23 protein-coding genes are annotated in these 21,214 nt (G+C 66.8%); 13 read left to right on the forward strand and 10 right to left on the reverse strand.

Going from position 1 to position 21,214, the window contains the following annotated elements; genetic code table 11:
• The first annotated feature begins 14 nt into the window (after positions 1 to 14).
• The 6 genes from NP825_RS17560 to NP825_RS17585 all read left to right on the forward strand — a co-directional run bounded on the left by NP825_RS17560 (position 15) and on the right by NP825_RS17585 (position 4,622).
• Positions 15 to 638 carry an ankyrin repeat domain-containing protein gene (locus NP825_RS17560; RefSeq protein ID WP_257545942.1) on the forward strand — a complete coding sequence of 208 codons (624 nt, stop codon included), beginning with the start codon at positions 15 to 17 and terminating at the stop codon, positions 636 to 638.
• Positions 639 to 900: 262 nt separating this feature from the next.
• Positions 901 to 2,178 carry a 3,4-dihydroxy-2-butanone-4-phosphate synthase gene (gene ribB / locus NP825_RS17565; RefSeq protein WP_257545944.1) on the forward strand — a complete coding sequence of 426 codons (1,278 nt, stop codon included), beginning with the start codon at positions 901 to 903 and terminating at the stop codon, positions 2,176 to 2,178.
• Between the two features lie 10 nt (positions 2,179 to 2,188).
• Positions 2,189 to 2,701, forward strand: coding sequence for a hypothetical protein (locus NP825_RS17570; protein WP_257545946.1), 513 nt, complete (start codon positions 2,189 to 2,191; stop codon positions 2,699 to 2,701).
• Positions 2,698 to 3,549 carry a DMT family transporter gene (locus NP825_RS17575; protein ID WP_257545948.1) on the forward strand — a complete coding sequence of 284 codons (852 nt, stop codon included), beginning with the start codon at positions 2,698 to 2,700 and terminating at the stop codon, positions 3,547 to 3,549. The genes NP825_RS17570 and NP825_RS17575 overlap by 4 nt, the downstream gene beginning before the upstream one ends.
• 10 nt (positions 3,550 to 3,559) lie before the next feature.
• A complete protein-coding gene (gene ribH / locus NP825_RS17580) occupies positions 3,560 to 3,985 on the forward strand; it encodes a 6,7-dimethyl-8-ribityllumazine synthase (protein ID WP_257545950.1) in 426 nt (141 codons plus the stop codon).
• Entirely contained in the window at positions 3,978 to 4,622 is a 645-nt protein-coding gene (locus tag NP825_RS17585) for a hypothetical protein (RefSeq protein ID WP_257545952.1), read from the forward strand. Before ribH ends, NP825_RS17585 begins: the two co-directional genes overlap by 8 nt.
• Before the next feature lie 130 nt (positions 4,623 to 4,752).
• Here NP825_RS17585 and NP825_RS17590 read toward each other — a convergent pair whose 3' ends face one another.
• Positions 4,753 to 5,838 carry an alkene reductase gene (locus NP825_RS17590; protein ID WP_257545954.1) on the reverse strand — a complete coding sequence of 362 codons (1,086 nt, stop codon included), beginning with the start codon at positions 5,836 to 5,838 and terminating at the stop codon, positions 4,753 to 4,755.
• Between the two features lie 113 nt (positions 5,839 to 5,951).
• Here NP825_RS17590 and NP825_RS17595 point away from each other — a divergent pair, with 113 nt between their 5' ends.
• From NP825_RS17595 to NP825_RS17620, 6 genes are read left to right on the forward strand one after another with little or no spacing between them, the layout of a single operon-like run.
• Positions 5,952 to 6,860 (forward strand): DMT family transporter, encoded by a 909-nt coding sequence (locus NP825_RS17595; RefSeq protein ID WP_257545956.1) that lies wholly within the window; start codon positions 5,952 to 5,954, stop codon positions 6,858 to 6,860.
• A 5-nt stretch (positions 6,861 to 6,865) separates the two neighbouring features.
• On the forward strand, positions 6,866 to 7,531 hold the full coding sequence (locus NP825_RS17600) for a COQ9 family protein (protein ID WP_374046504.1): 666 nt from the start codon (positions 6,866 to 6,868) through the stop codon (positions 7,529 to 7,531).
• 55 nt (positions 7,532 to 7,586) lie between these two features.
• The gene (locus NP825_RS17605) at positions 7,587 to 7,835 is read left to right on the forward strand and encodes a FeoA family protein (protein WP_257545960.1); all 249 of its coding nucleotides are present in this window, start codon (positions 7,587 to 7,589) and stop codon (positions 7,833 to 7,835) included.
• Positions 7,836 to 7,845: 10 nt separating this feature from the next.
• Positions 7,846 to 9,711, forward strand: coding sequence for a ferrous iron transporter B (locus NP825_RS17610; RefSeq protein ID WP_257545962.1), 1,866 nt, complete (start codon positions 7,846 to 7,848; stop codon positions 9,709 to 9,711).
• A gap of 32 nt (positions 9,712 to 9,743) precedes the next feature.
• Positions 9,744 to 10,301 (forward strand): single-stranded DNA-binding protein, encoded by a 558-nt coding sequence (gene ssb, locus NP825_RS17615; protein WP_257545965.1) that lies wholly within the window; start codon positions 9,744 to 9,746, stop codon positions 10,299 to 10,301.
• A gap of 11 nt (positions 10,302 to 10,312) precedes the next feature.
• Positions 10,313 to 10,777: an MmcB family DNA repair protein gene (locus NP825_RS17620; protein ID WP_257545967.1), complete on the forward strand. Its 465-nt coding sequence runs from the start codon at positions 10,313 to 10,315 to the stop codon at positions 10,775 to 10,777.
• Between the two features lie 254 nt (positions 10,778 to 11,031).
• Here NP825_RS17620 and NP825_RS17625 read toward each other — a convergent pair whose 3' ends face one another.
• The 5 genes from NP825_RS17625 to NP825_RS17645 form a co-directional block, all read right to left on the reverse strand.
• Positions 11,032 to 11,658 (reverse strand): riboflavin synthase, encoded by a 627-nt coding sequence (locus NP825_RS17625; RefSeq protein WP_257545969.1) that lies wholly within the window; start codon positions 11,656 to 11,658, stop codon positions 11,032 to 11,034.
• Positions 11,659 to 11,667: 9 nt separating this feature from the next.
• Positions 11,668 to 12,630: a bifunctional diaminohydroxyphosphoribosylaminopyrimidine deaminase/5-amino-6-(5-phosphoribosylamino)uracil reductase RibD gene (gene ribD, locus NP825_RS17630; RefSeq protein WP_257551521.1), complete on the reverse strand. Its 963-nt coding sequence runs from the start codon at positions 12,628 to 12,630 to the stop codon at positions 11,668 to 11,670.
• 32 nt (positions 12,631 to 12,662) lie between these two features.
• Positions 12,663 to 13,142 carry a hypothetical protein gene (locus NP825_RS17635; protein ID WP_257545972.1) on the reverse strand — a complete coding sequence of 160 codons (480 nt, stop codon included), beginning with the start codon at positions 13,140 to 13,142 and terminating at the stop codon, positions 12,663 to 12,665.
• A 477-nt stretch (positions 13,143 to 13,619) separates the two neighbouring features.
• A complete protein-coding gene (locus NP825_RS17640; protein ID WP_257545974.1) occupies positions 13,620 to 14,129 on the reverse strand; it encodes a thioesterase family protein in 510 nt (169 codons plus the stop codon).
• Positions 14,077 to 15,915 (reverse strand): aminopeptidase P family protein, encoded by a 1,839-nt coding sequence (locus NP825_RS17645; protein ID WP_257545976.1) that lies wholly within the window; start codon positions 15,913 to 15,915, stop codon positions 14,077 to 14,079. The genes NP825_RS17640 and NP825_RS17645 overlap by 53 nt, the downstream gene beginning before the upstream one ends.
• 170 nt (positions 15,916 to 16,085) lie before the next feature.
• Between NP825_RS17645 and NP825_RS17650 the strand changes: the two genes are divergently transcribed.
• Complete coding sequence (locus NP825_RS17650; protein WP_374046505.1) at positions 16,086 to 18,164, forward strand: S9 family peptidase; 2,079 nt, start codon at positions 16,086 to 16,088, stop codon at positions 18,162 to 18,164.
• A 6-nt stretch (positions 18,165 to 18,170) separates the two neighbouring features.
• On the opposite strand, the gene NP825_RS17655 is transcribed toward NP825_RS17650, so the two are convergent.
• From NP825_RS17655 to rpoN, 4 genes are all read right to left on the reverse strand, one after another.
• Positions 18,171 to 18,659 (reverse strand): GNAT family N-acetyltransferase, encoded by a 489-nt coding sequence (locus NP825_RS17655; protein WP_257551525.1) that lies wholly within the window; start codon positions 18,657 to 18,659, stop codon positions 18,171 to 18,173.
• A 35-nt stretch (positions 18,660 to 18,694) separates the two neighbouring features.
• On the reverse strand, positions 18,695 to 19,312 hold the full coding sequence (locus NP825_RS17660; RefSeq protein ID WP_257545978.1) for an HAD family phosphatase: 618 nt from the start codon (positions 19,310 to 19,312) through the stop codon (positions 18,695 to 18,697).
• Positions 19,313 to 19,409: 97 nt separating this feature from the next.
• A complete protein-coding gene (ykgO, locus tag NP825_RS17665) occupies positions 19,410 to 19,535 on the reverse strand; it encodes a type B 50S ribosomal protein L36 (protein WP_003046794.1) in 126 nt (41 codons plus the stop codon).
• A 195-nt stretch (positions 19,536 to 19,730) separates the two neighbouring features.
• Entirely contained in the window at positions 19,731 to 21,206 is a 1,476-nt protein-coding gene (gene rpoN / locus NP825_RS17670) for an RNA polymerase factor sigma-54 (protein ID WP_257545980.1), read from the reverse strand.
• Positions 21,207 to 21,214: the final 8 nt, after the last annotated feature.

Below are 21,214 nucleotides of genomic sequence, written 5' to 3' on the forward strand. Positions count from 1 at the left end.
AGGGGTCGCTTATCATGGTCCGACGCGCGGAATTCCGCCTTGCTTTCCTGGCCCTGCTCGCCGCCACGGCGGCAGGCGCGTTGGCGCCAGCTCCGGCGTTCGCCCAGTTCCGCGGCGCCTATGCCTTCCTTCAGGCGGTCGAGAGCCGCGATGGCAACAAGGCGACCGAGGCGCTGAAAGACGACCCGTCCTTCGTCAACACGCGCAACCCCGACACCGGCGAGACCGCGCTGATCCTGGTCGCCAAGCGGCGCGATCCGACCTGGCTGCGCTTTCTGATCGGCAAGGACGCCGATCCGTCGATCGCCGACCGGCAGGGGATGACGGCGCTGATGCATTGCGCGCTGCTCAATTTCGCCGAGGGCGCCGAAACGCTGCTCGACGCGAAAGCGCCGGTCGACCAGACCAACCGCCGCGGCGAGACGGCGCTGATCCTAGCGGTGCAGGCGAAGAATGCCGCGGTGGTCCGCCTGCTCGTCCGCCATGGCGCGGACCCCGACAAGGCCGACCATATCGCGGGCATGTCGGCGCGCGACTATGCCAAGCGCGACGACCGCACTGGCCAGTATCTCGCGCTGCTCGACGCCAAGGCCGACATCGCGCCGCGCGATCCCGGCGCGGTGTTCGGCCCGAACTGATTCGCCGACCCGGGCGCGGGCCGGCGAAAATTTCGCGCAGAATCGCGGAGATCGCGGAGATTTTCTGTGTCCCCGCGAAGGCGGGGATTCATTTCCTGCCGGTTCCATCGCGCGCCAACCGGAGATGGACCCCCGCCTTCGCGGTTCAACAGGCCAGTTTAATTCCTCTGCGCTCTCTGCGCTTCTGCGCGAATGTATCTTCACGCCCCCACAATGTGATTCATGAATTGACACTAACATTGCAATGTGAAACAAACGCCGCATGTCCACACAGCTCATCGAACGCATCCGCGCCATCGTCGAAGACGGCACCATGTCCCGCTCGGGGCTCGCGCGCGCCGCGGGCCTGCACGCCAACAGTCTTCGCGACCTTGATTCGGAGAGCTGGAACCCCACCGCCGAAACGCTGCGCAAGCTCGAGAACTGGCTCGCGCACGGCAGCGACCTGTCGCCGATGGCGAGCCCCGAAGAGATCATTGCCGAGGCGCGCAACGGCCGCATGTTCATTCTCGTCGATGACGAGGATCGCGAGAATGAAGGCGACCTCGTCATTCCGGCGCAGATGGCGACCCCCGACGCGATCAATTTCATGGCGACCCACGGCCGCGGGCTCGTCTGCCTGACGCTGACGCGCGGTCGCGTCGAGACGCTCGGGCTCGAACTGATGAGCCGCAACAACGGGACCCGCCACGAGACCGCCTTCACCACCTCGATCGAGGCACGCGAGGGCGTCACCACCGGCATTTCGGCGGGCGACCGCGCGCGCACCGTCGCGGTCGCGATCGACGCCGGCAAGACCCGCGACGACATCGTCACCCCCGGCCATATCTTCCCGCTGATCGCGCGCGACGGCGGCGTTCTCGTGCGCGCCGGCCATACCGAGGCATCGGTCGACATCGCGCGGCTCGCCGGGCTCAACCCATCGGGGGTGATCTGCGAGATCATGAACGACGACGGGACGATGGCGCGGCTGGCCGACCTCATCCCCTTCGCGCGGCGCCACGGGCTGAAGATCGGGACGATCGCCGACCTGATCGCCTATCGCAGCCGCACCGACCGCCTCGTCGAATGCGTCTCCGACGAGCCGTTCGAATCCGATTACGGCGGCGACTGGCGGCTCAAATCCTATCGCAACAAGGTCGACGGCTCGGTCAATCTGGTGCTGCAAAAGGGACCGGTCGACCCCGACGGCGTGACTCTGGTGCGCATGCACGCCGTGTCGATCTTCGACGACATCATGGGGCGTCCCGGCCCCCGCAAGCGCCGCCTCCAGCGCTCGATGGATGCGATCGGCGAAGCGGGCGCGGGGGTGATCGTGATGCTGATGCGCCCGCTCCCCGGCTCGGCCGATGCCGAAGCGACTCCCGCCCCCGCGGGCGGCATGGACCTGCGCACCTATGGCATCGGGGCACAAATCCTCGCCGACCTCGGCGTCCATGCGATGGAATTGCTCACCCCCACCCACAGCAATATCGTCGGCCTCGAAGGCTATGGCCTGTCGGTCGTCGGCGAACGGTCGATCCCCGGCGAGGCCGAATAGCGCCGAACCCATGATCCGGACCGGGGAGGATGATGGTGCGGCGCCCAAATATGCACTTATCGAGCGCGAGCGGCGCTGGCTTGTTGATCTAGATCGTCGCCCCGCTCTCGGCGACCTGCCTGCCGTCCTGATCGAGGATCTCTACATCGAGGGCACCCGGTTGCGGTTGCGGCGGATGACCGACAGTACAGGCCTTTTGACCCGTAAGCTCACCAAGAAATACGAGGCCGCCGACCCGACCTCGCGCGAAATTGTCACCGCCTATCTGGTCGAGGGCGAATATGCCGTCTTCGCCCGCTTGCCGGGCCGGCGGATCGTCAAGCGTCGCTATCCGGTCGAATGGGAGGGCAAGCGCTTCAGCCTCGATATCTTCAAAGGCGCACTCGCACCGCTCGAACTGCTCGAAATCGAAGGACCCGACGCAGCCAGCCTCGCTGCGATCATCGCGCCACCCTGGACCGTGCGCGAAATTAGCCACGATCCCGCCTTCGAGGGCGGTTCGCTCGCCTCTCTCGAACGGTGAGCCAGTCGCTGGGCATCGGCTTCGCGGTCGTCGCCGCGCTGACCACCGCTTCATCGCACGCCATGCTCAAGTCGGGCGAGGACCAGGAAGCGGTGCGCGCGCTGTGCGGCGCGACATGGGCGGCCGCGGCCGCCGGTCCTTTGCTCTTCCTCGGCTGGCCGACCCCGGCGATGCTGCCGTGGCTCGCCGGGGCGGTGGTCCTGCACAGCGTCTATTCGCTGGTGCTCACCCGTTCCTACACGCTCAACGATTTCTCGGTCGCCTTTCCGATCGCGCGGGGCACCGCGCCGCTGGTCGCGATCGGCGCCAGCGCCTTGCTGTTCGGCGAAATCCCCGGGCTCGCGGAGACCGCGGGCGTGACCACGATCAGCGCCGGCATCCTGTCGCTGTCGGCTGGCGGCCGTATCAGACGCGCCGGGCTGATCGCCGCGCTGACGGCGGGGGTATTGACCGCCGCCTACACCGTCGTCGACGCCGGCGGGATGCGCGCGAGCGATGGGGTTCTACCCTTTCTCTGCTGGTTCTTCTTCGCAACTGGAAGCGCGCTGCTGCTCCAGTTCCGCCTCGTCGCGGGCCCGGCCGCCGCCGCGCGTCTTACCCGCAACCTCAGGCCCGGGATCGCCGCAGGCGGCCTCGCCATCGTCAGCTTCGGATCGACCCTCGTCGCGCTGCGCTACGCCCCCGTTGCCACGGTCAGCGCGCTGCGCGAAACCTGCATCCTCGTCAGCATCCTGATCGCGTGGCTGTGGATGAAGGAGCGTGTCACGCTCCACAGCCTGACCGCCGCCGTTCTGATCGCGGCGGGCGCCCTGCTTTTGCTGCTTTCGCATCTTGTCCCACCCGCTTAAGGAGTCCGTCATGGCCCATATATTGATCGTCGAAGCCCGCTTCTATTCGCACCTCAACGACATGCTGCTGGGTGGCGTGCGCAGCGCGCTCGACGCCGCGGGGCACAGCCATGAGACGGTGACGGTCCCCGGCGCGCTCGAGGTTCCCGCCGCCATCTCGCTTGCCGCCGATAGTTCGCGCTACGATGCCTATGTCGCACTCGGCGTGGTGATTCGCGGCGAGACCTATCATTTCGAGGTCGTCTCGAACGAAAGCGCGCGCGGCATCATGGCGCTGACGCTCGACGGCCTGGCGATCGGCAACGGCATCCTGACCGTCGAGAATGAAGAGCAGGCGCTTGCGCGCGCCGACAAGACGCGCAAGGATAAGGGCGGCGAAGCGGCGAAGGCCGCGCTCGCGATGCTGGCTCTGAAGGAACAATTCGGCATTGGCTGATCGACCGCCCCCCGGCCGCTATTCCGTCGTCGAACGCGGCGGGCGGCTGGTGGTGATCGATCGCGAGACCGGCCGCACCCCGCCAAGCGCCGCCGAGCGCATGGCCGACTATGACCGGCGGATGGGCAACGAGCCGGCCCTTCCCGCGGCGCAGCGATTTCCGGTCGATGCTTTCGCCGATCCATCAGCTCCGGTCATCGAACGGGTGATCGAGCCGCCCGTGCCGCCCGTGAGCGACCGGATGGTGGCGACCGTGGCGGCGATGAACCGCAAGCAACCGTGGCAGGACCAGCGGCCGGCCGCCGCTGCCGGCCCCGCGCGCATCGCGCAGCGCCCCCAACCGCGACCCCAATCGGGCGCGCGACCAGCCACGGGCGCCCGCAAGACGATCGTCACCGGCAAATGGTGGGATGCCAAAGGGCCGCGAACGATCGAGCTCGGCCCCAAGGGGCAGCAGGTGCTGAACGGCGGCTTCGCGACCCTCTTCTTCGTTGTCCTGATCGCCACCATCGTCGGGTTGTTCATCGCGCCGGTCCTGCTGTTCATAGGCGCGTTTCTCGCCTTCCGGTTCGGGGGCAAGATATTGGCGCCGATCGGTGCGGGGATCGTCGACAAGGCGCTCGCGGAGAGGGCATAACAACCCATCGCTAAAGAAACCGCGTGCCCCCGCGAAGGCGGGGGCCCATCTCCTGTCGGTGCCATTTAGAACCGTCCGGAGATGGGTCCCCGCCTTCGCGGGGATACACCAGAGTATTGTTCGATCCGGCCTAGGCCGCCACCAGCGCCGGATAATCGGTATAACCCTCCGGCCCCGGCGAATACCAGGTCTGCGGATTGTCGGCGGCCCATTCGGCGCCGGTGCGGATGCGCTCGACGAGGTCGGGGTTGCCGATGAACGGCCGGCCGAAGGCAACCGCATCGGCGGCGCCGCTGGCCAGCGCCTCCTCGGCGAGCGCGGCGGTGTAATCGCTGTTGAGGATCAGCGGCCCCTTGAACGCCTGCCGAATCGCGGGCGACTGTTTCGGCACATCGGTGCGCCCGAAGGTGCCGTCGGGGCCGGGCTCGCGCAGTTCGAGGAAGGCGATGCCGAGCGCATCGAGCGCAGCGGCGGCCGCGGGGAAGAGCTTTTCGGGGGCGCTGTCGTCGACCCCCTGCGTGTCGCCGTTAGGCGACAGGCGAACCGCGACGCGATCCTTGCCCCAGACGCCGATCAGCGCCTCGGTCACTTCGCGGAGCAGGCGAATGCGGTTCTCGACCGACCCGCCATAATCGTCGTCGCGCAAATTGCTGTTGTCGCGCAGAAACTGGTCGATCAGATAGCCGTTGGCCCCGTGAAGCTGAACCCCGTCGAAGCCGGCCTTCTTCGCATTCTCCGCCGCCTTCACATAGTCGCCGATCACGCGCGGAATCTCGTCGAGCCGCAGCGGCCGGGCTTCCTCCAGATCGCGGCGCCCGACCGGCGTATGCGCGCGGCCTTCGCCCTTGGTGGCCGACGCCGACACCGGCTGCTTGCCGTCGTTGAATACCGAATGGACGAGCCGCCCCATGTGCCAGAGCTGCGCGACGATGCGCCCGCCCGCGGCGTGGACCGCGTCGGTCACCGGCTTCCAGCCTTCGACCTGCGCGTCGGTCCACAGGCCCGGCGCGCTCGGCCAGCCGAGCCCTTCCTGCGAGATGCCGGTGGCTTCGGAAATGATCAGCCCGGCGGAGGCGCGCTGGCGGTAATAGTCGCGCGCCAGTTCGTTCGGCACGAAACCCGGCCCGGCGCGGCCGCGCGTCAGCGGCGCCATGATGATGCGATTCGGCGCCTCGATGGCCCCCAGCTTGATCGGGTCGAACAGTGATGCGGTCATGCTTTTCCACCTTTCACTTTTATCCGCGACGCCTTGGCCGGTCGCCGCTATGGCCCGCGAAGCTATGGTCGCCGCGGCGCCGGCACAATGGTGGGTAGCAAAAGAAAATCTAAATGAGCAACAAGAGCGACAGTGTGGACAGCACGCCCATGGCCGCGACCGTCAATCGCTGGGCCTTTGCGGCGCTTCTCGGCGGCAATCTCGCGCTGTCGCTGACCGCGCTGGTCGTACGCTTCGCCGACACCGGCCCGGTCGCGGCGGGCGTGTGGCGCCTGTCGCTCGCGCTGCCGGTGCTGCTCGTGCTCGCGTGGCGCGAAACGGGGGGGCGTCCGCCCTCGCCCCGCGCGCTCTGGATCGCGACCGGCGCGGGACTCTTCTTCGCCTTCGATCTCGCCGCCTGGCACCTCGGCATCCTGCAGACCAAGGTCGCCAACGCGACCTTGTTCGGCAACAGCGCCAGCCTGCTGCTCGTGATCTGGGGGATCATGCTGTCGCGGAGCTGGCCACGCAGCTGGCAGGCGCTCGCGATCTTCCTCGCCTTCGCGGGGTCGGCGCTGCTGATGGGACAGAGCTACGAAGCGTCGGCCGCCTATCTGGTCGGCGACCTGCTCAGTCTGCTCGCGGGCGCGCTCTACACCGGCTATGTGCTGATGATGCAGCGCGTGCGCGGCGAGGTCGGCGCCTGGTCGGCGCTCGCCATTTCGTCGGGTGCGGGCATCCCCGTGCTGCTCGTCACCGCGCTTGCGCTCGGCGAGACGATCCTGCCGCACGACTGGACGCCGCTGCTCGTCCTCGCGCTGATGAGCCAGCTTGTCGGCCAGGGCCTGCTGATCTGGGCGCTGCCGCGTTTCTCGCCGCTCGTCGTCGGGCTGACCCTGCTCGTCCAGCCGGTCGTCGCAGCGATCGCAGGCTGGCTGGTCTTCGGCGAGACGCTGAGCCTGTGGGAGATCGCGGGCGGCGCGATGGTCGCCGCCGCGCTCGTGCTGATTCGGTTGCCGAGCCGCGCCGCGCGGCCTATCTGATGGTCATGGCAGACACCCTTCCCGCCGATCCGACGCTCGACGAGATTCGCGCCGCACTCGCACCGTTGATCGCCGAGACGGCGGCCTTCGACGGTTTCAGCGACGCGGCGCTGGCCGACGCCGCGCAACGCGCCGGGGTCGATCCCGACGTCGCCCGCCTCGCCTTTCCCGGCGGCGGACGCGACATGGTCGACGCCTGGTTCGCGAGCATCGACGGCGCGATGGCCGACCGCTGGCCCGCCGAAAAGCTCGCACCGCTCAAGATTCGCGAGCGGATCACGACGCTCGTCGAAACGCGCATCGACCTGCTCGCCGGAACCCGCGAATCGCTGCGCCGCGCGCTCGCTCTGCTCGCGCTGCCGGCGAATGCCCCGCACGCCGCGAAGCTCGGCTGGCGCGCCGCCGACCTGATGTGGCGGCTCGCGGGCGACACCGCGACCGACTACAACCACTACAGCAAGCGCGCGATCCTCGGCGCGGTTTACGGCTCGACGATGGCGGTGTTTCTCAACGACGAGAGCGAAGGCTTCGCTGACACCCGCGCCTTCCTCGCCCGCCGCATCGACAGCGTGATGCGCTTCGAGGCGTGGAAACACCGCCGCGCATCGCGCAGCATCGAGCGCCCCAGCCTCGCCCGCTTCGTCGGCCGTCTGCGCTATCCGGGACGCTGAACGCAATTTACAAACAGGGCTGGCCTTCGCCTGCTGTTATTGATAATCGCTCGCAATGATCGCGAAGCTCGATTCCTCACCGCTCGGCATTGCCGTGCGCATCGCCCGCATCGACTGGAACGCCATGTCGCAGGACGAGGGGCGGCGCCTGCGGGAATTCGGGCTGCTCGAAGGATGTGAAATCACGCCGCGCCATCGCGGCAGCATCTTTTCGCGCGATCCGCTCGCGCTGACGATCGGGCGGATGCAGGTGATCATCCGCGCGCGGCAGGCCGCGGCGATCGAGGTCGAACCCGCCGCATGAAACGAATGATATGACCGGCGCCATCCCCTCCATCGCCCTCGTCGGCAATCCCAATGCCGGCAAGTCGAGCCTGTTCAACGCGCTGACCGGCGCGCGGCAGAAGATTGCCAATTATCCCGGCGTCACCGTCGAGCGAAAGGCGGGTCATGCGAGCTTCGCCGACGGCCGCCCGCTGTCGCTGATCGACCTTCCCGGCACTTACAGCCTGACCCCCGCGAGCCTCGACGAAGCGGTGACGCGCGACGTCGTGCTCGGCAAGCAGGCGGGCGAGGCGCGCCCCGACGCGCTGATCGTCGTCGTCGATGCCGCGAACCTCGACAATCATCTCTGCTTCGCGCTCGAATTGCTCGCGCTCGGCCTGCCGACCGTGGTCGCCCTCAACATGCTCGACCTTGCGACACGCGACGGGCTGACGCTCGATCCCGAACGGCTGTCGCGCGAACTCGGCGTCCCCGTCGTCCCGACCGTCGCCGTGCGCAAGCGCGGGCTTGCCGAGCTGCTCGAGGCGGTCGACGGCGCGATCGCCGCGCACCAGCCGCGCACCGCGGTGGCGCCGCCGCCGAACGACGCTTCGCTCCACCAGCGTGCCCGCGCGATCGCGCGCGCCGCGACGATCGACGAGACGCCGGTGCGCCGCTGGACCCAGCGCGTCGATTCGGTCGTGCTCCACCCGGTCGGCGGCCTCGTCATCCTGCTCGCGCTGATGTTCGTGATGTTTCAGGCGGTCTATGCCGCCGCCGAAGCGCCCGCCGACTTCCTCGAAGGCGGGATCGGCGTGCTGCAGGGCTGGGTCGTCGACACCCTGCCCGACGGCTTCCTGCGCGGGCTGATCGTCGAGGGGCTGCTCGCGGGCGTCGGCGCGGTGATCGTCTTTCTGCCGCAGATATTGATCCTCTTTCTCTTCATCCTGCTGCTCGAGGCGTCGGGATACATGACCCGCGCCGCCTTCCTGATGGACGGGCTGATGGGCAAGGTCGGCTTGTCGGGGCGCGGATTCATTCCCCTGCTCTCCAGCTTCGCCTGCGCTGTGCCCGGCATCATGGCGACGCGGTCGATCCCCGACGAGAAGGACCGGCTGACGACGATCCTGATCGCGCCGCTGATGACCTGTTCGGCGCGAATGCCCGTTTACACGCTGGTCATCGGTGCCTTCATTCCCGCACGAACCGTCGGCGGCTCGCCGGTCGGGTTGCAGGGCCTCGTCCTCTTCGGCCTGTTCCTGAGTGGCATCGTCGGCGCGCTGCTAGTCGCCTGGGTCCTTCGCCGTTCGGTGACCAAGGGCAATGCCGCGGGCTTCATGATGGAGATGCCGCGCTATCAATGGCCGCGGCTGAACGACATCGCCATCGCGCTATGGCAGCGCGCGTGGATTTTCCTCCGCCGCGCGGGCACGATCATCGCGATGACGACGGTGGTGCTGTGGCTGCTGCTGAGCTTTCCCAAGGCGCCCGCGGACAGCGACGTGCGCCAGGTCGACTATAGCGTCGCGGGCCATATCGCGAGCGGGCTGGAGGCCGTCGTGAAGCCGATCGGCTTCAACCACGACATCGCGCTCGCGCTGATCCCGGCGATGGCGGCGCGCGAGGTCGCGGTCTCCGCGCTCGCCACCGCCAATGCGATCGACGCCGGCGACGACGAGGAAGCGGTGGCGATGTCGCTCGGCGAGCGCCTTCAGGGCCGCTGGAGCCTCGCGACCGCGCTCGCTTTCCTCGCCTGGTTCGTCTTCGCGCCGCAGTGCATTTCGACGATCGCAATCACACGGCGCGAGACCAACGGGTGGAAATGGCCGCTGTTCATGGTTGGCTATTTGTTCGCACTCGCCTATGCCGCTGCTGGTATCACTTACTGGACGGCCGTCGCCTTCGGACTCGGCTGATCCTCCCAAACTTCAAGCGGAGCGGAGCGGCGATGGCTGGCAGCGTCAACAAGGTAATTCTCATCGGCAATCTGGGCGCCGATCCCGAAATCAAGTCGTTCCAGAACGGCGGCAAGATCGCCAACATCCGCATCGCGACCAGCGAACAGTGGAAGGACCGGATGACCGGCGAGCGCAAGGAGCGCACCGAATGGCATAACGTCGTGATCAACGGCGAAGGGCTGGTCGGCGTCGTCGAGCGCTACCTCAAGAAGGGCTCGAAGGTTTATATCGAAGGCTCGCTTCGCACCCGCAAGTGGCAGGACCGCGACGGCAACGACCGCTATACGACCGAAGTCGTGATCGCGGGCATGGGCGGCACCCTCACCATGCTCGACGGCGCACCGGGCGGCGGTGGTGGTTCGCGCGGCGGCGGCGATAGCTGGGGCCAGGGCGGCGGCAGCTCGGGAGGTTCGGGCGGCGGCTGGGATCAGGGCGGCTCGTCCGGCGGCGGAAGCTCGGGCGGCGGCTGGAACCAGGGCGGCGGCGGTTCGGGCGGCGGCAGCCGCCCGCCCTTCGACGACGATCTGGACGACGACGTCCCCTTCTGAGGCGCTGACCCATGGCGAGTGACCTGCTGACCGCCGCGGACGTCGCGCGCGGCGTGTGCCGGCTGTTCGCGCAGCAGGGGCTCGTCGCGATCCCCGAGGTGACGCTTCCCAACGGCCGCCGCACCGACCTCACCGCGATCGACGCGCGGGGCAATATCACGATCGTCGAGATCAAGGTCAGCCGCGCCGACCTGCACGGCGATGGCAAATGGCCCGATTATTGCGACTGGTGCGACCGCTTCTATTGGGCGCTTGCCGCGGGGCTCGACCCCGCGATCCTCGAAACCGAAGGCTACGAAAGCTCCGGCCTGATCGTCGCCGACCGCTATGGCGCCGCGGTGGTGCGCGAAGCCGCGCACCGCAACCTCGCCCCCGCGCGCCGCAAGGCCGAACTGCTCCGCATTGGCCGGCTCGCGATGCGGCGGTCGATGATCATCGCGGACCCCGAACTGGCAGCGGGTTGGGTTGAGGGGTGAGCGCCTGTCCGAATCATCTCACGCAAAGGCGCCAAGGCGCAAAGAAGACGAGCCGCGGCGGCGCATCTGGTCCCTGAACGGGCCGGACTTTGTCCGGTCAATCTCAGATGAACAGCCTCTTGCCCCAGGACAGGCAGCTCAACAGCGCGCACCCTCTTTGTGCCTTTGTGTGAGACTATCCAAAAATCACGCCGTTGGCGCAGTTCTTCTTTGCGCCTTGGCGCCTTTGCATGAGATCCATCAAAAACCCGCGCTCACCCCCGCGCCTGCATCCGCGCCAGATAGCGGGCGAGGACATCGATCTCTAGATTGACCGGGCGCCCCGCCACGGCTTCGTCCAGCGTCGTCATCGCCTGCGTGTGCGGGATGATGTTGAGCGTGAAATGCGCGGTGCCGTCCGGCTGATCGATCACGTCGTTGACCGTCAGCGACACGCCGTCGAGGGTGATCGAGCCCTTGGGCGCGATATGCGGCGCGAGCGACGCGGGCGCCTCAACAGTGACCTTGACGCTGTCACCCACGGGCTCGATCGCGACGATCCGCCCGACCGCGTCGACATGGCCGGTGACGATATGGCCGCCGAGTTCATCGCCAACGCGCAGCGCGCGTTCGAGGTTGAGGCGGCGCCCCGCGTCCCACATCCCCGGCGCGGTGCGCGCAAGCGTTTCGGCGCTCGCGTCGATCGCGAACCAGCCGCCCGGCCCGTTGCTGCCCGCATCGACGCCCTTGTCGACGACGGTCAGGCACGCGCCCGAACAGGCGATCGACGCGCCGAGAGCGATGCTGTCCACATCATAGCTTGTGCCGATGACGAGCCGCGTGTCGCCGCGGTCTTCATGGGTCAGGATGGTGCCGATGTCGGTGATGATGCCGGTGAACATAAAAGCCTCTTAATCCCTTCGCACCCGCTCGTAGACGTCGAGCCGGTCGCTGCCAAGCATCCGGCCGTCGGCGAGGCGCCAGCGGCCGTGCGCCGCAGCCAGGTCGGTCAAACCGATGTCGCCGAGCGCGGCTTTGCCGCCGCCGATCAGGATCGGCGCGCGATAGAGGAGCAACCGGTCGACGCGGTCGGCGGCCAGAAAGGCCGACGCCGCGCCGGCGCCGCCCTCGACCAGCACCGAATCGACGCCGTCGATCGCGTCGGGCGAAGCGACCGCGGTCCACCCTTCGGGCGCTGACCCGTGCGTCAGGAGCAATTTGCGCGGGCTGCGGTCTTCGAGCCCCGGCAGCCGCACGTCGAGCCGCGGCGCGTCGGCCGCGAACGTCCCGCGCCCGACGAGAATCGCCTGATGCATCGCGCGTTCGAGATGCCCATGCGCGCGCGCGCGGTCGCCGGTGATCCAGCGGCTCGCCCCGTCCGGCATCGCGATGCAGCCGTCGAGCGAGGTTGCGAGCTTGAGGGTGACGAAGGGTCGGCCTTCGTGCCGCCGCGTCCACCATGGCGCCATCGCAGCGCGCGCCTCGGCGGGCAGCACGCCCTCGACGACCTCGATCCCCGCCGCGCGCAGCCGCGCGATCCCGGCGCCGTCGGTGCGCGGGTCGGGATCGCGCGCCGCGATCACGACGCGGGCGACGCCGGCGGCGATCAGCAGGTCGCTGCACGCTGGACCGCGGTCGCTGGCGTGGGCGCAAGGTTCGAGGCTGACATAGGCGGTCGCCCCCCGCGCAGCGTCCCCCGCAGCCGCAAGCGCGACCGCTTCGGCATGCGGGCGGCCGCCGGCCTGGGTCCAGCCCCGTGCGACGATCCGCCCCCCCGCTTTCGCGGAGGCAGGCTGGACAAGAAGACAGCCAACATTGGGGTTCGGCGCCGCAGTCGGCCGCCCGCGCCGCGACAGCGCGATCGCGGAGGCCATCCAGTCGGCGTCGGTCGGCGGCGCGGGCTGCATCAGGGCTGGTTTTGTCCCGCCGGAGCGGATTGCGGCCCACGCGCCGCGCGTTCGGCCAGCGTCGAGCGCGTCCTCGCAGGCGCGGGCTTTTTCATCGCCGCTGCCGCCGCGGCGTCGCCCAATGTCTCGCGTGTCACCCGGTCGGCTTCGGTCGAATCATAGTCGACCCCCAGGCTTTTCGCGAGCCGCTGATATTCGGCGCGCTTTTCGGCATTGAGGCGCGTCGTCTCCTTCGCCCGCGCGACCCAGTCGGCGCGAATCTCGCCTTCGCTTCGCGTCGCCTTCCAATTTTCGAAATAGATGATCTGCGGCTTCGGCTTCTCATAAGGGATCAGATATTCCGAGACGCCGTGGAAAATAACCCACGTCAGCGCGAGCGCGACGCCCCAGATCGCCCAGCGATGCGGGCGCGGTTCGCGGATATAGCCCCAGAAATCACTGAGGCCGCCGGTGACATCCACTTTGTTGAACATTCGCATGGTCCCAATTTAGGGGAAGTCGATCGAGATTGCGAGCGCCCCATATCGCGACGGCGATTGCACACGATAGGGAGAGAAGGCGCTTATGATTGCAAAAAATGCAATTGCGGATGCTTATTTCGCAGTTGCGAAATTCATTGTGCAGTGCAATATCACACTTGCCTTTTAGGCATCCTCTCCCAAAAACTTTCAAGGGTCGCCCTCGGGCGGCCCTTTTTTTCGACTTTTTTGGTTGAGAGGGTCGATTCGGTTCGTTTCAGCGAATCGCCGCAGAATTTTTTGGCCGTGGCGGGCTGATTTGACCCATGTAGACCATCGTCATCCGGACTTGATCCGGAATCCATTGTCTCAACGCTGGCCTGAATGGACCCCGGATCAAGTCCGGGGTGGCGACGGTGAGAAAGCCTAACTCTCACGCCACAACCGATGGCTACGGGATGCAGGTGAAAAGCCGCCTTCGAGGGCAGCGGACTATCTTCAATCCTGCACCGGCATCCGCGTCTCGAAGCGCCGCACCTCGGCGATGAAGCTGCCTGGAAGCGGCGTCGGCTGGCCGCTATCGCTGTCGATATGAGCGTAGCGGATCTCGATGTCGGTCAGCCGCTCCACGCCTCGGAAAATCCCGCAATGCAGCGTGAAGCTCGTTCGGCCGAAGCCGCTAATCCGCGCCGCGATCGTGATCAACTCGTCGAGTCGCGCCGGGGCATGATAAGCGATCTCGCAATGTGTCTCGCGGATGTCTGTACCATATTGGTGAAAATAGGGGCCGGGCTGCCCCTCGCCAAGCGCGCGGAAATATTCGGTCACGCCGACATCGGCATAGACCAGATAATTGGCATTGAAGACGATGTTCTGGCCGTCGATCTCGTTGAAACGCACGCGCACCGTCTCCCGGACGCGGAAATCCTCGAGCGGAATCTGCTCCATCGCGGCGTCAGGCGGCCAGCGCGGCGGGGGTGCGGTCGAGCGGCGCGCAGGCGGCGGCAAGCCAGTCGCGCTCCTCGCCTGCCATGTCGGGCGCCAGCTTTGCCAGCACTTCGGCATGATAGGCGTCGAGCCAGTCGGCCTCGGCGGGCGACAGCAGGGCGACGTCGACGAGATCGCGCGCGATCGGCGCGAAGGTGATCGTCTCGAACCCCAGCATATCCTCCTCGGCGCCCGCGATGCTCTGCGGCACCACGACGACCAGATTTTCGATCCGGATGCCGAAATGGCCCGCCTTGTAATAGCCGGGCTCGTTCGAGAGGATCATGCCCGCGTGCAGCGGCTCCTCGGTTCCCGCCTGTCCGCCCGCGGGCTTGGCGATGCGCTGCGGTCCTTCATGGACCGCGAGATAGGCGCCGACGCCATGGCCGGTGCCGTGCGCATAATCGACCCCATCGGCCCATAGATATTGCCGCGCGAGAATATCGAGCTGGCTGCCGCGCGTCCCCTTGGGAAAGCGCGCGGTCGCGAGCGCAATATGGCCCTTCAGTACCTGCGTGAAGCGACGGCGCATCTCGGACGTGGGCGCGCCAATCGCGATCGTGCGCGTGATGTCGGTCGTGCCGTCGGCATATTGCCCGCCCGAATCGACGAGATAGAGCGTGCCGGTCTCGATCGCGCGGTTGGTCGTCTCATCTACCTTGTAATGCGGCAGCGCGCCGTTCGGGCCGGCCGCCGAGATGGTGTCGAACGACAGATCCCGGAGCGCGCCGCTGTCATCGCGGAAGGCGCGCAGCTTGGCCGCCGCACCGAGTTCGTCGAGGCCGCCCTGCGGCGCGGCCTCCTCCATCCATCGAAGGAAGCGCGCGACCGCGATCCCGTCGCGGACATGCGCCGCGCGGGTGCCGTCCAATTCGGTGTCGTTCTTGATCGCCTTGGGCAGCACCGCCGGGTCGCGGTGGCGTTCGATCCTCGCGCCCCCGCCTTCGAGCGCAGTGAAGATCGCCGCAACCGCGCGGTCGGGGTCGACCGCCACCTTCTTGCCCGCAAGGTCCGCCAGCGCCGCTTCAAACGCGTCGCGATCGTGGATGCGGACGCTGTTGCCAAGGTGCGCGCGCACCGCGTCAGTGACTTTCTGGGGCGCGATGAACAGGTCGGCGGTCGCGTCGGCGTGGAGCAGCGCGAAGGCGAGCCCGACCGGCGTGTGGCTGACGTCCTGCCCACGAATGTTGAAGGTCCAGGCAATCGAATCGAGCGCGGTCATCACCGTCGTGTCGAGCCCCTTCGCCTTCAGCCAGTCGGCGATGATCGCGCGCTTGTCGGTCGCGGCCTGCCCGGCAAGGCTGGTGTCGTAGACCGTGACGACCGCGTCGCTCGGCGCCGGCTGCTCGTCCCACGCGGCATCGATCGGATTGCTGTCCACCGCGACGAGGCTCGCGCCCTTCGCCGCCAGCGCCTTCTCCAGCCCGCGCGCCCAGTCGATGCCGTGGAGCCACGGGTCGTAGCCGACCTTTTGCCCCACGCTGACGTTGGCGCCAAGCCATTCGGCGACGCTCGACTGCGGCACCCCGACATAGTCGAACAGCACGCCGTCGACCTGGTCGCGCACCTGTACCGTGTAGCGCCCGTCGACAAATACCGCGGCCTTCGCGGGCAGCACCGCCGCGGTCCCCGCCGAGCCGCCGAAGCCGGTCAGCCACGCCATGCGCTGCGCATAGGCGCCGACATATTCGCTCATATGCTCGTCGCTGATCGGCACGACGAAGCCGTCGAGGCCGCGCTTCGCCAGTTCGGCGCGGACGCGAGCAAGGCGCTCTGCGTAAATTGTGCCGGGGACGGGGCTGGACATGGCTGGTTCCTTGTTCCTACATCGCAGGCAATCCTGCCCACCGGGGGCGATGCCGCGGGAGTCTTGTGATGCGTGCTATTTGGATGTTCCTGGCCGCAATTACCACCCCGCTCGTTGCCGCGTCCGGCGCTTTTGCCCCCACAGCCCGTGCCCAAGAGAAAGAGATCCCATTGACCGACAGTCCCGCGCTGCCCGCCGCCCCGGTTGCCGACAAGCGGCCGCACGAATCGACGCTGCACGGCAAAACCCTGTCCGACCCCTATTTCTGGCTGCGCGATCCGAGCTATCCGGTCGTCGATGACGCCGACATCCTCGATTATGTAAAAGCCGAGAATGCCTATTTCGACGCGGCGATGAAGCCGCATGCGAAACTCGTCGAAACCTTGTTTCAGGAGATGAAGGGTCGCATCAAGGAAGCCGATTCCTCGGTGCCGCAGAAGGACGGCGACTGGCTCTATTGGGTCGAATATGAGGAGGGTGCCGAATATAAGAAATGGTACCGCAAACCGGCATCGGGCGCGGGTGAGACTCAGCTGATCCTCGACGAGGTCGCGATGGCCGCGGGCAAGGATTATTTCCGCCTCGCCGAACTGTCGATCAGCCCCGACGGCAGGCTGATGGCCTATTCGTTCGACGATAACGGCTCCGAACGGTTCGAGGCCCGCATCCGCGATCTTGAGACCGGCGAACTGCTTCCCGATGTCATTCCGGGCACGCTGTCGTCGCTCGTCTGGACGGCGGGGAATGATGCGATCCTCTATGGCCTCGCGAACGAGAATTGGCGCACCGACAATGTCCGGCTGCACAAGCTCGGCACCCCGATTACGGAAGACAAATTGCTCTACAAGGAGCCCGACATCGGTTTCGGGGTCGGGATCGGCAAGACGGCGGCCGACAATTATATCGTCATCGGGACCGGCGATAACGAGACGAACGAGGTCTATCTGCTCCCCGCCGACGACCCCGAGGCGGAGATGCAGCTCGTCTCGGCGCGCCAGAAGGGCCGCGAGTACAGCGTCGATGAGCGCAACGGCACGCTCTACATCCTCACCAACGACGAGCATCCCAATTTCCGCGTCGCGACCGCGAGCATCGACAAGCCCGACGAATGGAAAACGTTGATCCCCGGATCGGATCACAGCTACATCACCGGCTTCTCGGTCTTTCGCGACTATTTCGTGATCGAAGCGCGCGAGGACGGGCTCGATCAGGTCGACGTCCGCAAATATGACGCGCCGCTGACCCCCGGCCGGATCGAATTCCCCGAGGCCACTTACGTTGCGGGGCTCGGCGACAATCCCGAATATCATCAGGACAAGCTGCGGCTCGATTATGAATCGATGGTCACGCCCGACACCGTCTATGATTATGATATCGCGACCGGAAATCTCGAAACACTGAAAGTGCAGGAAATCCCGTCAGGTTATAACTCGGCACAGTATGTAACCGAACGGGTTAACCTGCCGAGCCGCGACGGCACGACGATGATTCCCGCCTCGCTCGTCTACAAGAAGGGCACGAAGCGCGACGGCAGCGCGCCGATGCATCTCTATGCCTATGGCAGTTATGGCTATCGCATCCCGCCGGGCTTTTCGACGACGCGGCTCAGCCTCGTCGATCGCGGGATGATCTATGCGATCGCGCACGTCCGCGGCGGCGACGATATGGGGCGCGCCTGGTATCTCGCCGGCAAGACCGATCACCGCAAAAACACGTTCAACGACTTCATCGACGTCGCCAAGGGGTTGATCGCAAAGGGTTACACCAGCGTCGGCAAGATCTCGATCGAAGGCCGTTCGGCGGGCGGGCAGGTGATGGGCGCCGTCACTAACGAAGCGCCCGAATTGTGGGGTGCGGTGCTGGCGGGGGTGCCTTTCGTCGACGTGATCAACACGATGGTCGACGAAACGCTGCCGCTGACCCCCGGCGAATGGCCCGAATGGGGCAATCCGATCACCGACAAGGCGGCGTTCGACTATATGTTGAGCTACAGCCCCTACGACAATGTGACCGCCAAATCCTATCCGCCGATGCTGGTGTCGGCGGGCCTCAACGACCCGCGCGTGACCTATTGGGAGCCCGCCAAATGGGTCGCCAAGCTCCGCGCAACGCGCACCAACGACGCGACGCTGCTGCTACGCACCAACATGGGCGCGGGCCATGCCGGCAAATCGGGCCGCTGGGGCTCGCTCCACGAGGATGCCGAGGAGTTCGCCTTCGTGCTGACGCAGCTTGGGGTCGAGAAGTAGGCGCTCTCAGACGAGCGGCTTGCGCATCCGTATCAGCGGGACGTCGACGCCGTCGACCGGCGCGGCGGTGCGCTCGATCTCGACATAGCCGCTCGCGCGATAGAGCGGTTCGCCTGCCAACGTCGCCATCAATTCGGCGGCCGCGAAACCCGCGGCGCGCGCGGCGGCTTCCGACGCCTCCAGAATCGCGCGCCCGACGCCGCGGCGCGTGAAGGCGGGGTCGGTGTACATCGCGCGCACGCGCGCCGCCTCGGACCGGGGGTCGAGCAGGCGCGGCTCGCGCAAATCGCTGCTGTGATCGCCGCCATAGAGCGTCGCGCGCCGGCTCCAGCCGCCGCATCCCGCCAGCGCGCCGTCGATCATCGCGACGAAATAGGTAGCGTCGGCAACAAGCTGGGTATCGAGCCCCATCACCGCGTGACTCGCGCGCACTTCGGCCGCCGACAGGAAGCCCCGTTGCAGTTCGTCGATCGCGCGACGCATCAGCTCGCGCATCGCCGGCAGATCGTCGGCGGTCGCGACCCGAATCTTCACGCCCGGCGCGCCAGATAGGCGCGCGCGACGAGGTCGCGTTCGAGCGCCGCCGCATCGACGAAGCGATGCCCGGCGATGCCGACCGATTCGGCGCCCGCGACATTCGCGGCCACGTCGTCGACGAACAGCGCTCCCGCCGGGTCGATGCCGAATCGTTCGATCGCGAGGCGGTAGATCGCGGGATCGGGTTTCACCATCTTCTCGGTGCCCGAGACGATGATGTTCCGAAAACGATCGAAGACCGGCTGGGTCGGGCGAAACATTTCCCAGAATTCATGTCCGAAATTGGTGATCGCGAACAGCGGCACGCCTGCCGCGTCCAATCGCTCGACCAGCTCGAGGCTTCCGGGCACCGGCCCCGGAATCGTTTCGTTGAAGCGCGTCGCATAAGCGTCGATCAGCGCCGCCTGATCCGGAAATTCGGCCTTCAATTCGGGCACCATCTCGGCCAGCGGACGGCCCGCGTCGTGCTGGAAATGCCAGTCGGGGGTGACGACGTTGGTCACGAACCAGTCGAGCTCGCGCTCGTCGGTGATCAGCTTCGCGAACAGATAGCGCAAATCCCAGTCGAACAGGACGCGGCCGACATCGAAAATCACGCAGCGCTCGGTCATCGATCCTCCAGACACGCGAAAGCGCCGCCGGAAGCATCCGACGGCGTCACGCTGGCTCGCAGATGCGCACGGGGCGGCACGCGCCCCGGCAGGACCATCAGCCCTGGCGCGCCTTGAAGCGGCGGTTGGTCTTGTTGATCACATAGGTCCGGCCACGGCGGCGGATCACGCGGTTGTCCCGGTGGCGGTCCTTCAGCGACTTCAGGCTGTTGCGAATCTTCATGGGTCTTTTCCGTAAATCTTGGCGTTGTTACGCGAAGCGGCGCACCTATGGGGAAGCGCCGAAAAAGTCAACCGGCCCTTGCGCTAAATTCCCCATTTTCCGTTCGTGTCGAGCGAAGTCGAGATGCCCCTCCGCCTCTCGCTACCTCGATGGGTGTCTCGACTTCACTCGACACGAACGGAATCCGGGGCGGCCTTATCCCGCCAGCGCCTTCTGCCGCCGCCGCTGTACCGACGAGCCATAGCCCATCGCCTCGCGATATTTGACCACGGTGCGCCGCGCGATGTCGTGGCCTTCGGCCGACAGTTTCTGCGCGATCGTCTCATCGGACAGGATCGCCTTGGCATCTTCGGCCTCGATCATCGCCTTGATCCGGCTCTTCACCGCCTCGGCCGAAACCGCACCGTCGCCCTCGGTCGCCGAAATACCCGACGAGAAGAAATATTTGAGCTCGAACAGCCCGCGCGCGCACGACAGATATTTGTTGCTGGTGACGCGGCTGACGGTCGATTCGTGCATACCGATGTCCTCGGCGACCTGACGCAGGGTCAGCGGGCGCATGTGCGCGACGCCGTGGAGGAAGAAGCCCTCCTGCTGCTTGACGATCGCGCTCGCGACCTTGACGATCGTCCGCTGGCGCTGGTCGAGCGCGCGGACGAGCCAGTTGGCGCCCGCAAGCTGCTCGGACAGCCACGCCTTGCTCTTCGCCGCCGCGCCCTGTGCAAGTTCGGCATAATAGCGGCGGTTGACGAGGAGGCGGGGCAAGGTGCCGCTGTTGACCTCGACTGCCCATCCCTTCGCGGTCTGTCGGACATAGAGGTCGGGGACGACCGCCTGCACCGCATCGCCGCCGAATTTCAGCCCCGGCCTGGGGTCGTAGCCGCGCAGCTCGCGGATCATGTCGGCGAGATCCTCGTCATCGACGCCGCAGATGCGCTTCAATTGCGGGAAAGCGCCTTTCGCCACCAGATCGAGGTGCGCGATCATCGTCGCCATCGCGGGGTCGTAGCGGTCGGCCTCGCGCGCCTGAATCGCGATGCATTCGGCAAGGTCGCGCGCGCCGACACCCGACGGGTCGAAGCATTGGACGCCCGCGAGCACCGTCTCGACCAGCGCCAGCGGCACGCCGAGCTGAGCCGCAAGCTCCGAAAGGTCGGCGCGCAGATAGCCCACCTCGTCGATCAGCGCGACGAGTTGCGCCGCGACCACTGCCTCGACCCCGTCGAAACGCTCGCCGACCTGCGCGAGCAGATGGTCGTGGAGCGTGCCGTCATGCTCGGCGAAGCTGTCGAAATCGATGCCTTCGCTCGCCTCGCCCGACAGGCCGACCGAATCGCTCGCGCTGTCGTGGTGGAAGCGCTCCTCGGCGAAATCGACGTCGAGATCGTCGGCGGTTCCGGCGTCGGAGGATAGCGCCTGATCGGTATCGGTCTCGCCGGATGCCGCCGCGACCGGCGCTTCGTCGCCCGGCTCGTCCGCTCCGCCCCCGTCCGAATCGCCGTCGCGGTCGGCGGGCGCGGTATCGAGCAACGGATTGCCTTCGAGCGCTTCGGCCAGATAGGCCTCGAGTTCGAGGTTCGACAGCGCAAGCAGCTTGATCGCCTGCTGCAACTGCGGCGTCATCACCAGCGATTGCGACTGGCGTAAATCGAGGCGCGGACCCAACGCCATCGGCAGCT

Source organism: Sphingopyxis sp. DBS4 (genome assembly GCF_024628865.1).
Lineage (GTDB): Bacteria > Pseudomonadota > Alphaproteobacteria > Sphingomonadales > Sphingomonadaceae > Sphingopyxis.